Source organism: Streptomyces sp. BB1-1-1 (assembly GCF_031597775.1).
GTDB lineage: Bacteria > Actinomycetota > Actinomycetes > Streptomycetales > Streptomycetaceae > Streptomyces > Streptomyces thinghirensis.
In genome coordinates this window covers 1,298,841-1,313,945 of record NZ_CP134203.1, presented here as the reverse complement: position 1 = coordinate 1,313,945, position 15,105 = coordinate 1,298,841, and the positions used below count along the sequence as shown (strand labels likewise).

Sequence of the window (15,105 nt, the reverse complement as noted above, 5' to 3'; positions counted from 1 at the left end):
CTTTGTGCAAGGACAGTGGTTGTCTGCTCAACTGTCTTCTCAAGCGCTTTCCCGCTGCCTACGGTTGGGGACTCATGAGTCCCCCCGTCGCGCCCCCGGGCTGGAGCCGCTGGCTCGTTCCCCCCGCCGCCCTCTCGGTCCACCTCTCCATCGGCCAGGCGTATGCCTGGTCCGTGTTCAAGCCACCCCTGGAGTCCGCGCTCGGGCTCACCGGCACGCAGAGCGCGCTCCCCTTCCAGCTCGGCATCGTCATGCTCGGGCTCTCCGCCGCGTTCGGCGGCACGCTCGTGGAGCGCCACGGACCGCGCTGGGCGATGACCGTCGCCCTGGTCTGCTTCTCGTCCGGCTTCCTGCTCTCCGCGCTCGGCGCCGCCGTGGAGCAGTACTGGCTGATCGTCCTCGGCTACGGCTTCGTCGGCGGGATCGGCCTCGGCATCGGCTACATCTCGCCGGTCTCCACGCTGATCAAGTGGTTCCCGGACCGGCCCGGCATGGCCACCGGCATCGCCATCATGGGCTTCGGCGGCGGCGCGCTCATCGCCTCGCCCTGGTCGGCGCAGATGCTGGAGTCCTTCGGCACCGACAGCTCGGGCATCGCCCTGGCCTTCCTCGTGCACGGAGTGACGTACGCCGTCTTCATGCTGCTGGGTGTCCTGCTGGTCCGGGTGCCGCGCCCGAAGGAACGGGCGGACGGCGGGCCGGTCGCGCTCGACGGTGTCCAGGTCTCGGCGCGCGGTGCCATGCGCACCCCCCAGTTCTGGCTGCTCTGGGTCGTGCTCTGCATGAACGTCACGGCCGGCATCGGCATCCTGGAGAAGGCCGCGCCCATGATCACGGACTTCTTCGCCGACACTTCCACGCCGGTGTCGGTGACCGCCGCCGCGGGGTTCGTCGCCCTGCTCTCGGCGGCCAACATGGCGGGCCGGATCGGCTGGTCATCGACCTCCGACCTGATCGGGCGCAAGAACATCTACCGCGTCTACCTCGGCGTCGGCGCGCTGATGTACGCGCTGATCGCCCTGTTCGGCGACTCCTCCAAGCCGCTGTTCGTCCTGTGCGCCCTGGTGGTCCTGTCCTTCTACGGCGGTGGCTTCGCCACGATCCCCGCCTATCTCAAGGACCTCTTCGGCACTTACCAGGTCGGTGCGATCCACGGGCGGCTGCTCACCGCCTGGTCGACGGCCGGCGTCCTCGGGCCGCTGATCGTGAACTGGATCGCCGACCGGCAGGAGGAGGCCGGACGGCATGGCTCCGCCCTGTACGGGACGTCCTTCGTCATCATGATCGGGCTGCTGGTCGTCGGCTTCGTCGCCAACGAACTCGTCCGTCCGGTCCACGCCCGCCACCACGTCTCCGCCGCCCCGGCACCGAAGGAGGGCAACAATGTCCGACGACAGCAGCCAGAGTCCGCCTGACCTGCCCGACCGGCGCCCGCTGATCGCCTTCACCTGGCTCTGGGTCGGCGCACCGCTCGCCTACGGGCTGTACGAACTCGTCCGGAAGGCGACCCAGCTGTTCACCGGGTGAGGCCAGGACGCGGGCGGGGGCGCCCGGGATGCTGACCGAAGCCGACAAGCCGGGCGCCCGTTTCCTGTCGTATCACCTGCCGTCGTACCCGTCGGTCACTGATCACACTGGTGGATCCCGTACCCGAGGCATCGAGGACACCACCCATGCACGGCTCCCGCATCAGCGCCCTCGGCCATTATCAGCCCGCCCGGGTTCTCACCAACGAGGATCTGGCGGGCATGGTCGACACCAGCGACGAGTGGATCAGGAGCCGGGTCGGTATTCACTCCCGCCGTATCGCCGGGCCCGACGAGCCGGTCGACGAGCTGGCCGGGCACGCCGCCGCCAAGGCGCTCGCGTCGGCCGGGCTGACGCCCGCGGACGTGGACATGGTCGTGGTCGCCACCTCCACCGCGATCGACCGCTCCCCGAACACCGCCGCGCGCGTCGCGGCCCGCCTCGGCATCCCCGGGCCCGCCGCGCTGGACCTCAACGTCGTGTGCGCCGGCTTCACCCACGCCCTGGCCACCGCCGACCACGCCGTGCGGGCCGGCTCGTCGAGCAGGGCCCTGGTCATCGGCGCGGACAAGATGTCCGAGGTGGCCGACTGGACCGACCGCACCACCTGCGTGCTCGTCGGCGACGGGGCGGGGGCCGCCGTCGTGGAGGCCTGCGCGCCCGGCGAGGAGGCGGGGATCGGACCCGTGCTGTGGGGCTCGGTGCCCGAGATGGGGGACGCGGTCCGTATCGAGGGCACGCCGCCCCGCTTCGCGCAGGAGGGGCAGAGCGTCTACCGCTGGGCGACCACCCGGCTGCCCGCCATCGCCCGCCAGGCCTGCGAGCGGTCCGGGCTGGAACCGGCCGACCTCGCCGCGGTCGTCCTGCACCAGGCGAACCTGCGCATCATCGAACCCCTCGCCGCGAAGATCGGCGCCGTCAACGCCGTCGTCGCCCGCGATGTCGTCGAGTCCGGCAACACCTCGGCGGCGAGCATCCCGCTCGCGTTCTCCAAGCTGGTGGAGCGCGGGGAGATCACCACCGGGGACCCGGTGCTGCTCTTCGGCTTCGGCGGGAACCTCTCCTACGCCGGACAGGTCGTCCGCTGTCCCTGAGCACCCACTGTCCCTGAGCACCTCTGGCGGGCCGGGCGCCGTAGACTGTAGACGAAAGCCAATCGATACTCGGCGTACCGGCCGTATCGCTGTCGTCGTGCCGCTTTCTTCGTGCCGCTGCCTTCTGGCCGCTTTCGAGGGGGACCGATGTTGTCCGCAGGACTGCCGCAGGGCGCGGTGCCCAAGCTGGAACGGCCCGGCCCGCTGCGTGACCGCGTCTACGAGGCGCTGCTCGAACTGATCACCACCCGGGCCCTCCAGCCCGGTCAGCACCTCGTCGAGAGCGAACTCGCCGGTCACCTCGGGGTGTCGAGGCAGCCCGTGCGGGAGGCCCTGCAGCGGCTCAACACCGAGGGCTGGGTCGATCTGCGTCCCGCGCAGGGCGCGTTCGTGCACGAGCCGACCGAGGAGGAGGCCGACCAGCTCCTGACGGTCCGTACGCTGCTGGAGGCCGAGGCGGCCCGGCTCGCCGCGGCCAACGCGGGCAGCGCGGGCGTGGCCGCCCTGGAGGAGCTGTGCGAGGAGGGGGAGCGGGCGGTCGCCGCCGACGACGTGGACGCCGCCGTCGCCGTCAACGCCCGTTTCCACGCGAAGATCATGGAGCTGGCCGGCAACGCCGTCCTCGCCGAACTCGCCGCACAGGTCGACCGCCGGGTCCGCTGGTACTACACGCCGATCGCCCGGCAGCGCGGCCGGCAGTCCTGGATCGAGCACCGCGGCCTGATCGCCGCCATCACCGGCCGGGACGAGCAGGCGGCGACGCGGCTGATGCGCGAGCACACCGAACATACGCGGCGCTCGTACCACGCGCGCGAGGAATCGTAAGGTCAGAGGCTGTTCGCAGGCCGCCCGGCGGGATGTCCGGGCGGCCTTGCCATAGGTCGCGGAGCCGAGCACTCCGCACTTCTTTGTCCACTCAGTGGAGAAAGTTCGCAGTAATTCGTGCGTGACTTCTTCCCACGCCCGGCGCCCACTGCTACGTTCCCTCCGAAAGCAAGCCACGGACGTGGCCGGGAACCGGCACACTCAAGGCCGATTGAGGCGGGGAGGGGCTCGTGAGACGCATGACGGCACGACCCGCGAACGCCCACCAAGCGCGACTGCTCCAGCTGTTGCGTGACGGAGGGCCCAACTCCCGTGCCCAGCTCGGCGACCAGGTCGACCTCTCCCGGTCGAAGCTGGCCGTCGAGGTGGACCGGCTGCTGGAGACGGAACTGGTCGTGGCCGACGGGCTCGCCGCCTCGCGCGGCGGGCGCCGCAGCCACAACATCCGTCTCAACCCCGAGCTGCGCTTCCTCGGTGTCGACATCGGCGCGACCTCGGTCGACGTCGCCGTCACCAACGCCGAACTGGAGATCCTCGGGCACATCAACCAGCCCATGGACGTACGCGAGGGACCGGTCGCGGTCTTCGAGCAAGTACTGGCCATGGCCGCCAAGTTGCGGGCCTCGGGGCTCGCGGAGGGCTTCGACGGCGCCGGCATCGGCGTCCCGGGGCCGGTCCGCTTCCCCGAGGGTGTGCCGGTGGCTCCGCCGATCATGCCGGGCTGGGACGGCTTCCCCGTGCGGGAGGCGCTCAGCCAGGAACTCGGCTGTCCGGTCATGGTCGACAACGACGTGAACCTGATGGCGCTGGGGGAGCAGCACGCGGGCGTCGCCCGCACCGTGCACGACTTCCTCGTCGTCAAGATCGGTACCGGCATCGGCTGCGGCATCGTCGTCGGCGGTGAGGTCTACCGCGGGACGACGGGCAGCGCGGGCGACATCGGGCACATCCAGGCCGTGCCCGAGGGGCGCCCGTGCGCCTGCGGCAACCGGGGCTGTCTGGAGGCCCACTTCAGCGGCGCGGCACTGGCCCGCGACGCCACGGAGGCCGCCCAGCAGGGCCTGTCGGCCGAACTCGCGAGCCGTCTGGAGGCGAACGGGGGCCTCAGTGCCGCCGACGTCGCCGCCGCGGCCGCCGCGGGCGACGCCACCGCGCTCGACCTGATCCGGGAGGGCGGCCGCAGCACCGGCCAGGTCATCGCCGGCCTGGTCAGCTTCTTCAACCCGGGTCTGGTGGTGATCGGCGGAGGGGTGACCGGCCTCGGCCACAACCTGCTCGCCGCGATCCGCACCCAGGTCTACCGCCAGTCACTGCCGCTGGCGACCGGCAACCTGCCCATCGTACTGGGGGAGTTGGGCCCCACCGCCGGAGTCATCGGCGCGGCCCGGCTGATCAGCGACCACCTGTTCTCACCCGCGTAGGCACCACCTGTCACCCGCGTAGGCACCACTCGGTTCCTGAGCTCCACCTGCACAGCGCCCTGTACTGCCTTGCCCTGCCCTGTACTGCACTATACCGCCCTGCCCTGCTCCGTTCTGCCCTGACACCGGCCCGCATGCCCGCCGAGGGGACCTCACATGGCACCAGAACCACCGCTGCTCAGCATGTCCGGCATCACCAAGTCGTTCCCCGGAGTCCGGGCCCTGGACGGCGTCGACCTCGACGTCCAGGCCGGCGAGGTGCACTGCCTGCTCGGCCAGAACGGCGCCGGGAAGTCCACCCTCATCAAGGTGCTGGCCGGCGCCCACCAGCCCGACACCGGCACCATCCGCTGGCGGGGCGAGGACGTCACCCTGCGCTCGCCCATCGCGGCCATGCGGCTCGGCATCGCCACCATCTATCAGGAACTCGACCTGGTGGAGGACCTGTCGGTCGCCGAGAACGTCCACCTCGGCCACGAGCCGACCGCCGCCGGCTTCGTCGTGCGGGGCAGGGCGGCCAAGGCGTCAACGGCTCAGCTCCTCAAGCGACTCGGCCACCCGGAGGTCGATCCCGGCCGGCTGGTCGGCGAACTCTCGGCGGCGCAGCAACAGATCGTGTCCATGGCGCGCGCGCTCTCGCACGACGTACGACTGATCGTGATGGACGAGCCGTCCGCCGCGCTCGACCCGGACGAGGTCGACAACCTCTTCCGCATCGTCGCCGACCTCACCGCCGAGGGCGTCGCCGTCGTCTACATCTCGCACCGTCTGGAGGAGATCCGCCGCATCGGCGACCGGGTCACCGTCCTCAAGGACGGCCGGGCCGTCGCCGGCGGGCTGCCCGCCGAGTCGACGCCGACCCGCGAGGTGGTGGCGCTGATGACCGGGCGCAACGTCGAGTACGTCTTCCCGGAGCGGCCGGCCGGAGCCCCCGAGGGCGACCCCGTGCTGAGCGTGCGGGGCCTGGCCCGGGAGGGCGAGTTCGCCCCCCTCGACCTGGAGATCCGCCCCGGAGAGATCGTCGGCCTCGCCGGACTCGTCGGCTCCGGCCGCTCCGAGATCCTGGAGACGGTCTACGGGGCCCGCAAGGCGAGTGCCGGCCAGGTCCTCGTCGACGGGGTCCCGCTGCGCCCGGGCAGCGTGCGCGCCGCGGTGCGCGCCGGGCTCGGGCTCGCCCCCGAGGAACGCAAGGCGCAGGCCCTGCTGATGCTGGAGTCCGTCACCCGCAACGTGTCGGTCTCCGCCATGTCCCGCTTCTCACGCGGCGGCTGGATCGACCGCGGCGCCGAACTGGGCGCGGCCCGCGCGGCGACCCGCGAGCTGTCCCTGCGGCCCGACAACCCCTCCGCGCCCGTGCGCACCCTGTCCGGCGGCAACCAGCAGAAGGCGGTCCTCGCCCGCTGGCTGCTGCGCGGCTGCAAGGTCCTGCTGCTCGACGAACCCACCCGCGGCGTCGACGTAGGCGCCCGCGCCGAGCTCTACGCGGTCGTCCGCCGCCTCGCCGACGAGGGCCTCGCCGTCCTGCTGGTCTCCAGCGAGGTGCCCGAGGTGCTGGGCCTCGCCGACCGGGTGCTGGTGCTGCGCGAGGGCCGTGTCGTGCACGAGGCCCCCTCCCGTGAACTCGACGAACACCGCGTACTCGACCTCGTGATGGAAGGAAGCCCGGCGTCATGACGCAGCACGTGTCCCCGCCCCGGGACGGCACCGGCAAGACGGCACCGGTGGACGGTCCGCCCGCCTGGCGGGTCCAGTTGGGCCGCGCCGACGTCCGCACCCTCACCCTGCTCGGGGTGCTCGCCGCCCTGGTCCTGATCGGCGGCATCACTCAGCCCGACGCGTTCCTCGACACCCGCAACCTCCAGCTGGTGCTCACCCAGGCGTCCGTGATCGGCGTCGTCACCGTCGGCATGACCTTCGTCATCGTCTCCGGCGGCATCGACCTGTCGGTCGGCGCCATCGTCGCCCTGGCCTCGGTGTGGGCGACCACGGTCGCCACCCAGGAGTACGGCTTCGTCGGCATCCTCTTCACGGCGGTCGTGGTCGGCGTGGGCTGCGGACTGGTCAACGGGGTGCTCATCGCGTTCGGCCAGATGGTGCCGTTCATCGCCACCCTCGCCATGCTGGCCTCGGCGCGCGGCCTCGCGCTCCAGATCACCGACGGCCGCACCCAGGTCGTCACGGTCCCCAGCGTCCTGGACCTCGGCGAGCGCGACGCCTACATCCTCGGCATCCCGCCCCTGGTCCTGGTGTTCGCGGCGGTCACCGTCATCGGCTGGCTGGTGCTCAACCGGACCACCTTCGGCCGCCGCACGGTCGCCGTCGGCGGCAACGCGGAGGCCGCCCGCCTCGCCGGCATCGACGTCCGTCGCCAGCGGCTCTACCTCTACCTCCTGTCCGGGCTGTGCTGCGGCATCGCCGCCTTCCTCCTGATCGTCCTGGCCGGCTCCGGCCAGAACACCAACGGCAACCTCTACGAACTCGACGCCATCGCCGCCGCGATCATCGGCGGAACGCTCCTGACCGGCGGCCGGGGCCACATCCTGGGCTCGGTGCTCGGCGTCCTGATCTTCACCACCATCACCAACATCTTCGCCCTGAACAACCTGCAGACCGACGTGCAGCAGATCGCCAAGGGCGCGATCATCGTCGCCGCCGTGCTGGTCCAGCGCCGTACCGCAAGCACGCATTGAGGAAAGGGTCCACCGTCATGACGAACCTCACGAGCCGCAGAGGGCTGCTCTTCGGAGCCGCCGCCGTGTCCGCCGGTGCCGTCCTCACGGGGTGCACCAGCAACGACCCCGACGAAGGCGAGGACAAGGCCGCGGACACGCAGCCGGCCGCCGACGACAAGCCGGGCAAGCCGGTCACCATCGGCTACGCCGGTCCGCAGGCCGACCACGGCTGGCTCAACGCCGTCAACGACCAGGCTCAGAAGCGCGCGGAGAAGTACTCGGAAGTCACCCTGGAGGTCACCGAGGGCTCCAACGACACCGCGCAGCAGATCGGCCAGATCGAGACCCTCATCAACAAGAAGGTCGACGTCCTGGTGGTGCTGCCCGCCGACGGCAAGGCGCTCACCCAGGTCGGCCTGAAGGCGATGCGGGCCGGCATCCCGGTCATCAACCTCGACCGGATCTTCAACAGCCCCCAGGCCTACCGCTGCTGGGTCGGCGGCGACAACTACGGCATGGGTCTCAACGCCGCCCACTACATCGGTGAGAAGCTCAAGGACAAGCCGGACGCACGGGTCATCGAGCTGGCCGGCATCGACAACCTGGAACTGACCCAGCAGCGCACCCAGGGCTTCGACGACGGCCTGAAGAACTACCCGAACATCAAGAAGGTGGCCCGCCAGGCCGCCGAGTTCACCGTCGAGTCCGGCCAGGCCAAGATGGCCCAGCTGCTCCAGGCCCAGTCGAACTTCGACGCCCTGTGGAACCACGACGACGACCAGGGCGTGGGCGCGCTGCGCGCCATCGAGCAGGCCGGGCGCGACGACTTCCTGATGGTCGGCGGCGCGGGGGCGCTCTCCGCCTTCCAGGCCATCAAGGCGGACAGCGGCGTACTGAAGGCGACCGTGCTCTACCCGCCGACCATGGCCGCCTCCGCGATCGACCTGGCTCGCGCCCTCGGTCAGGGCAAGGGCGTCAGCGGCCTCGCCGAGTTCGAGATCCCCTCGACCGTCACCTGCTACTCGGCCGTGGTCGACAAGGAGAACGTCGACCAGTACATGTCCACGGGCTTCAAGTGAGGGCTGCCGCCCCACGGCCGGCCTGACCAGCCGGCCGTCGGGCGGGGCCCACCCCCCACCGCGCCATCACGACGAGGAGGACATCCGCATGGGACAGCCGCAGCAGCCCGAGGGGGCCGGGGCGGAGGCATCAGCCGCCGGAACCGGGACCGACAGCGGGACCGGGACCAGGGCGACGGGAGCATCCGCGACCAGACCGGCGCTGCGCGTCGGCATGGTCGGCTACGCCTTCATGGGTGCCGCACACTCCCAGGGCTGGCGCACCGCCGGCCGGGTCTTCGACCTGCCGCTCGACCCGGTACTGGCCGCGATCTGCGGCCGGGACGCCGACGCCGTCCGCACCGCGGCCGACCGGCACGGCTGGGCGAGCACCGAGACGGACTGGCGGACCCTGCTGGAACGGGACGACATCGACCTCGTCGACATCTGCACCCCCGGCGACAGCCACGCCGAGATCGCGCTGGCCGCGCTCGCCGCCGGGAAGCACGTCCTGTGCGAGAAGCCGCTGGCCAACACCGTCGCCGAGGCGGAGGCGATGACCCGGGCCGCCGACGAGGCGCACGCCCGGGGCCAGTTGGCGATGGTCGGGTTCAACTACCGCCGGGTGCCGGCCACCGCGCTGGCCCGGCGGATGGTGGCAGAGGGCCGCGTCGGCCGGCTGCGGCACGTACGGGTGACGTACCTCCAGGACTGGCTGGTGGACCCGAAGGCGCCGCTGACCTGGCGGCTGCGCAAGGAGCTGGCCGGTTCGGGAGCCCTCGGCGACCTCGGCGCGCACATCGTCGACCTCGCGCAGTACCTGACGGGGGAGCGGATCGCGGGCGTCTCCGCCCTCACCGAGACCTTCGTACGGGAACGCCCACTGCCCGAGGGCGCCGCCCGGGGTCTGTCGGCGGGCTCGGCGGACGGCGTCACCGGCGAGGTCACGGTCGACGACGCCGCCGTCTTCACCGGCCGCCTCACGTCCGGCGCCCTCGTCTCCTTCGAGGCCACCCGGTACGCCACCGGCCGCAAGAACGCCCTGCGCATCGAGCTCAACGGCGAGCGCGGCTCGCTCGCCTTCGACCTGGAGCGGCTCAACGAGCTGTCGTACCACGACGGTACGGAGCCGGGGGAGCACGCCGGATTCCGCCGCATCCTCGTCACCGAACCCGAGCATCCCTACCTGGACGCCTGGTGGCCGCCGGGCCACGGGCTCGGCTACGAGCACACCTTCGTCCACCAGGCGCGCGATCTCGTCCACGCCGTCGCGGAGGGCCGCCGGCCCGAGCCGTCCTTCGCCGACGGGCTGCAGGTGCAGCGCGTGCTCGCGGCGGTGGAGGAGAGCGCCGAGAAGAACTCCGTCTACACCCCGATCGCCCTCTGAGGAGGCTGGCAGCGACATGCCGCGCAACTTCACTCTCTTCACCGGCCAGTGGGCGGACCTGCCTCTGGAGGAGGTCTGCCGCCTCGCCCGCGACTTCGGCTACGAAGGACTGGAACTCGCCTGCTGGGGCGACCACTTCGAGGTCGACAAGGCCCTCGCGGACCCCTCCTACGTGGACTCCCGCCACCAGCTGCTCGACAAGTACGGGCTGAAGTGCTGGGCGATCTCCAACCACCTCGTCGGCCAGGCGGTCTGCGACGCCATCATCGACGAACGCCACCGGGCCATCCTGCCCGACCGCATCTGGGGCGACGGCGACGCCGAGGGTGTGCGGCAGCGCGCCGCCGCCGAGATCAAGGACACCGCGCGGGCCGCGGCACGCCTCGGCGTCGACACCGTCATCGGCTTCACCGGGTCCGCCATCTGGCACCTGGTCGCCATGTTCCCGCCCGTCCCCGAGTCGATGATCGAGCGCGGCTACCAGGACTTCGCCGACCGCTGGAACCCGATCCTCGACGTCTTCGACGCCGAGGGCGTGCGGTTCGCGCACGAGGTCCACCCCAGCGAGATCGCCTACGACTACTGGACCACCCAGCGGGCCCTGGAGGCGGTCGACCACCGGCCCGCCTTCGGCCTCAACTTCGACCCGTCCCACTTCGTGTGGCAGGACCTCGACCCCGTCGGCTTCCTGTGGGACTTCCGCGACCGGATCTACCACGTCGACTGCAAGGAGGCCCGCAAGCGCCTCGACGGCCGCAACGGGCGGCTCGGCTCCCACCTGCCGTGGGGCGACCCGCGCCGCGGCTGGGACTTCGTGTCGGCCGGCCACGGCGACGTGCCCTGGGAGGACGTCTTCCGGATGCTGCGCTCCATCGATTACCAGGGCCCCGTGTCCGTCGAGTGGGAGGACGCCGGCATGGACCGTCTCCAGGGGGCCCCCGAGGCTCTCACCCGACTCAAGGCCTTCGACTTCGAGCCGCCCAGCGCGTCCTTCGACGCCGCGTTCAACAGCTGAGCCGCGGCGCGTCACCAGCTGCTCCAGGCGCCCGACGGCAGGTCGGGGACGGGGGCCGGATCATCCGCCGGTCCCCGGTCCGACCTGCCCGAATCCCACTTTGTCCTGCATTGGGCAAAAGTTGAACCAGTCCTGGTCCAAGGGGTGTTGGGCCAGGAAGAACGCGGTTACCGTCCCTGAAGTGTTCAGGACACCCACACCTCCGGGGTGACGGCGCACCCCGGCGCTCGCACGGCACGTCTTCGCACCCACCCGTACGGCCCATCCCGTTCCCGGAGGGACTTCGTGCACAGAAGCAGAACCGGAAAGTCCAAACCCACGAGGCTTCGCACCACCCTCGCCCTGTTCACCGGCCTGATGCTGGCCGTGGGCACCCCGGCGACCGTGGCCGGCGCCCACCCCGGCCACCCGGAACACGACGAACCGGCAGCCGCCGAGGGACAGTTCCAGCAGGTGCCGCTCGCCAAGGGCGAACCCGAGATGGGCGAGCCGATGTCGCTCGCCGTGCTCCCGGACCGCAGCGTCCTGCACACCTCGCGCGACGGCACGCTGCGCCTCACCGACCAGGGCGGCGTCACCAAGGTCGTCGGCAAGCTCGACGTCTACAGCCACGACGAGGAGGGGCTGCAGGGCGTCGGCATCGACCCGGACTTCGAGAACAACCGGGCGATCTACCTCTACTACGCCCCGCCGCTCGACACCCCCGCGGGCGACGCCCCCGAGACCGGCACCGCCGAGGACTTCAAGAAGTTCGACGGCGTCAACCGCCTCTCCCGCTTCGTCCTGGGCGCCAACGGCACGCTGGACATGGCCAGCGAGAAGAAGGTCCTGGACGTCGCGGCCTCCCGCGGCACCTGCTGCCACGTCGGCGGCGACATCGACTTCGACGCCGAGGGCAACCTCTACCTGTCCACCGGCGACGACACCAACCCGTTCGCCTCCGACGGCTACACGCCGATCGACGAGCGACCGGACCGCAACCCGGCCTTCGACGCCCGCCGCAGCTCCGGCAACACCAACGACCTGCGCGGCAAGATCCTGCGCATCAAGGTCGCCGAGGACGGCTCGTACACCGTCCCGGAGGGCAACCTCTTCGCCCCGGGCACCGAGAAGACCCGCCCCGAGATCTACGCGATGGGCTTCCGCAACCCCTTCCGGATGAACATCGACAAGAAGACCGGCACCATCTACGTCGGTGACTACGGTCCCGACGCCGGTGCCGCCGACCCGAACCGGGGCCCGGCGGGACAGGTCGAGTTCGCCAAGGTGACCAAGCCCGCCAACTTCGGCTGGCCCTTCTGCACCGGCGACAACGACGCCTACGTCGACTACGACTTCGCCACCAAGACCTCCGGCGAGAAGTTCGACTGCGCCGCCCCGAAGAACACCTCGCCGCACAACACGGGCCTCGTCGACCTGCCGCCCGCGCAGGCCGCCTGGATCCCGTACGACGGTGACTCCGTGCCCGAGTTCGGCAGCGGCTCCGAGTCCCCCATGGGTGGCCCGGTCTACCGCTACGACCCGGACCTCGACTCCTCCGTGAAGTTCCCCGAGGAGTACGACGGCGACTTCTTCGCCGGCGAGTTCGGCCGCCGCTGGATCAAGCGGATCGAGCAGACCGAGGACGGTGCGGTCGCGAAGATCAACGACTTCCCGTGGACCGGCACCCAGGTCATGGACATGGCGTTCGGCCCGGACGGCGCGCTCTACGTCCTGGACTACGGCCTCTCCTGGTTCCAGGGTGACAAGGATTCCGCGCTCTACCGGATCGAGAACGCCGACGACGGCTTCTCCCCGATCGCCGAGGTGAGCGCCGACAAGACGTCGGGTGCGGCCGGCCTGAAGGTCAAGTTCACCGCCTCCGTCAAGGACGCCGACTCCCCGGACCTCACCTACAGCTGGGACTTCGGCGACGGCACCAAGGGAGAGGGCCTCACGCCCACCCACAAGTACAAGAAGGTCGGCACCTACACCGCGACCTTCACCGCCAGGGATCCCGAGGGCAACACCGGCAACGCCAGCGTCCGGATCGTGGTCGGCAACACCGAACCCAAGGTGAAGATCGAGGTACCGGGCAACGGCAGTCTGGCCGCGATGGGCGAGCCCGTTCCCTTCAAGGTGACCGTCACCGACCCCGACGAGACCGTCGACTGCTCCAAGGTCAAGGTCGTCTACAGCCTCGGCCACGACTCCCACGCCCACGAGCTGACCAGCGAGATGAGCTGCGAGGGCACCCTCAACCCGCCGCCCGGCGACGGCGGCCACGACCCCAACGCCAACATCTACGGCGTCGTCGGCGCCAGCTACACCGACGGCGGGGCCAACGGCCAGGAGGCACTGACCGGCACCGCGCGCACCGTGATCCAGCCCCCGCACCGCCAGGCCGAGCACTTCACCACCCAGCAGGGTGTCGCGGTCATCGACAAGACCGGCGCCAACGGCGGCAAGACCGTCGGTGACATCAACGACGGCGACTGGATCTCCTTCAGCCCGTACAAGTTCGACGGGCAGAAGAAGCTGACCGTCCGGGCCTCCTCCGGCGGTGCCGGCGGCTTCGTCGAACTGCGCACCGGCTCGCCCACCGGCAAGCTGCACGGCTCGGCGTACATCCCGCCGACCGGCAGCTGGGAGACGTTCCAGAACGTCGACGTGCCGCTGCGCTCGCTGCCGAAGCGCACCACGGAGATCTACCTGGTCTTCCGGGGCGGCGACGGCGCGCTGTTCGACGTGGACGACTTCGAGTTCTCCAAGGAGCCGTTCAAGAAGGGCAAGAAGGTCCTGGTCTTCTCCAAGACGGCCGGCTTCCGGCACGACTCCATCCCGGAGGGCGTCGCCGCGCTGAAGGAACTGGGCGGCCCGGCCGGCATCTCCGTCACCGCGACCGAGGAGGCCGGACAGTTCACCACGGCCAACCTCGCCAAGTACGACGCGGTGGCCTTCATGTCCACCACCGGTGACGTCCTCAACGCCGACCAGCAGAAGGCGTTCGAGAACTACGTCAAGAACGGCGGCGGCTACATGGGCATCCACGCCGCCGCCGACACCGAGTACGACTGGGAGTTCTACGGCGGTCTCGTCGGCGCCCACTTCGACTCGCACCCGGCCATCCAGAAGGCCACCGTGCGCGTCGAGGATCACGACCACCCGTCCACCGCGCACCTGGACGACGCATGGGAGCGCACCGACGAGTGGTACAACTACCGCACCAACCCGCGTGAGCAGGCCAAGGTCCTCGCCACCCTCGACGAGACCACCTACGACGGCGGCACCATGAAGGGCGACCACCCGATCGCCTGGTGCCAGAGCTACGGCGGCGGCCGCTCCTTCTACACCGGCGGTGGCCACACCAAGGAGTCCTACGCGGACGAGGCCTTCCGCACCCACCTGCTCGGCGGCATGCAGTACGCCACCGGCCAGGTCAAGGCGGACTGCAAGCCGGACAAGGGCTACCGGGACATCTTCAACGGCCAGACCCTGGACGGCTGGAAGCAGGCCGGCCCCGGCACGTTCGACGTCAAGGACGGCGCCCTGGAGTCCGAGGGCGGCATGGGCCTGCTCTGGTACCAGGCCAAGGAGCTGAAGTCGTACTCCCTCAAGCTCGACTGGAAGATGCGGGGCGACGACAACTCCGGGATCTTCGTGGGCTTCCCGGCCTCCGACGACCCCTGGTCCGCGGTGAACAAGGGCTACGAGATCCAGATCGACGCCACGGACGCGCCGGACCGCACCACGGGCTCCGTCTACTCCTTCAAGTCGGCGAACATCAAGGCCCGTGACCAGGTTCTGCGGCCGCCCGGCCAGTGGAACTCCTACGAGATCAAGGTCCAGGGCGAACGCCTCCAGGTGTTCCTCAACGGAGTCAAGATCAACGACTTCACCAACAAGGACCCCGAGCGGAGCCTGACCGACGGCTACATCGGACTCCAGAACCACGGAGCCGCCGACCAGGTCTCCTTCCGCGACATCCAGCTGAAGGAACTGCCCGCCAAGGGCGACTAGAACGGCGGCGGGCGGAGGACGCCGGACCTCCGCCCGCCGTCTCCCCGGGCACCGCCCGGGCCCCGCTTCCGGCATCGCACCCGGTTCGCACACGACAAGGAGGCTGC

Annotated in this window: 11 protein-coding genes; all 11 read left to right on the top strand. The window is 70.6% G+C overall.

Annotation, left to right across the window (positions count from 1 at the left end):
• The first annotated feature begins 74 nt into the window (after nucleotides 1-74).
• The 11 genes from RI578_RS05920 (at nucleotide 75) to RI578_RS05870 (ending at nucleotide 14,998) form a co-directional block, all read left to right on the top strand.
• On the top strand, nucleotides 75-1,415 hold the full coding sequence (locus RI578_RS05920; RefSeq protein ID WP_310870075.1) for an OFA family MFS transporter: 1,341 nt from the start codon (nucleotides 75-77) through the stop codon (nucleotides 1,413-1,415).
• Nucleotides 1,384-1,527 (top strand): hypothetical protein, encoded by a 144-nt coding sequence (locus tag RI578_RS05915; RefSeq protein WP_167355245.1) that lies wholly within the window; start codon nucleotides 1,384-1,386, stop codon nucleotides 1,525-1,527. The genes RI578_RS05920 and RI578_RS05915 overlap by 32 nt, the downstream gene beginning before the upstream one ends.
• A 146-nt stretch (nucleotides 1,528-1,673) precedes the next feature.
• Nucleotides 1,674-2,621 carry a beta-ketoacyl-ACP synthase III gene (locus tag RI578_RS05910; RefSeq protein ID WP_210961133.1) on the top strand — a complete coding sequence of 316 codons (948 nt, stop codon included), beginning with the start codon at nucleotides 1,674-1,676 and terminating at the stop codon, nucleotides 2,619-2,621.
• Nucleotides 2,622-2,768: 147 nt separating this feature from the next.
• Nucleotides 2,769-3,446, top strand: a complete 678-nt coding sequence (locus RI578_RS05905; protein ID WP_310870074.1) for a GntR family transcriptional regulator — start codon at nucleotides 2,769-2,771, stop codon at nucleotides 3,444-3,446.
• Nucleotides 3,447-3,685: 239 nt separating this feature from the next.
• On the top strand, nucleotides 3,686-4,867 hold the full coding sequence (locus RI578_RS05900) for an ROK family protein (RefSeq protein ID WP_121750103.1): 1,182 nt from the start codon (nucleotides 3,686-3,688) through the stop codon (nucleotides 4,865-4,867).
• Nucleotides 4,868-5,023: 156 nt separating this feature from the next.
• Nucleotides 5,024-6,541 (top strand): sugar ABC transporter ATP-binding protein, encoded by a 1,518-nt coding sequence (locus RI578_RS05895; protein ID WP_310870073.1) that lies wholly within the window; start codon nucleotides 5,024-5,026, stop codon nucleotides 6,539-6,541.
• Entirely contained in the window at nucleotides 6,538-7,557 is a 1,020-nt protein-coding gene (locus RI578_RS05890) for an ABC transporter permease (RefSeq protein ID WP_121750105.1), read from the top strand. Before RI578_RS05895 ends, RI578_RS05890 begins: the two co-directional genes overlap by 4 nt.
• Nucleotides 7,558-7,574: 17 nt before the next feature.
• Nucleotides 7,575-8,618: a substrate-binding domain-containing protein gene (locus RI578_RS05885; protein ID WP_310870072.1), complete on the top strand. Its 1,044-nt coding sequence runs from the start codon at nucleotides 7,575-7,577 to the stop codon at nucleotides 8,616-8,618.
• Nucleotides 8,619-8,706: 88 nt separating this feature from the next.
• Complete coding sequence (locus RI578_RS05880) at nucleotides 8,707-9,984, top strand: Gfo/Idh/MocA family oxidoreductase (RefSeq protein ID WP_310870071.1); 1,278 nt, start codon at nucleotides 8,707-8,709, stop codon at nucleotides 9,982-9,984.
• A 16-nt stretch (nucleotides 9,985-10,000) separates the two neighbouring features.
• On the top strand, nucleotides 10,001-10,999 hold the full coding sequence (locus RI578_RS05875; protein WP_310870070.1) for a sugar phosphate isomerase/epimerase family protein: 999 nt from the start codon (nucleotides 10,001-10,003) through the stop codon (nucleotides 10,997-10,999).
• Nucleotides 11,000-11,356: 357 nt separating this feature from the next.
• Nucleotides 11,357-14,998 carry a ThuA domain-containing protein gene (locus RI578_RS05870; protein WP_399063035.1) on the top strand — a complete coding sequence of 1,214 codons (3,642 nt, stop codon included), beginning with the start codon at nucleotides 11,357-11,359 and terminating at the stop codon, nucleotides 14,996-14,998.
• Nucleotides 14,999-15,105: the final 107 nt, after the last annotated feature.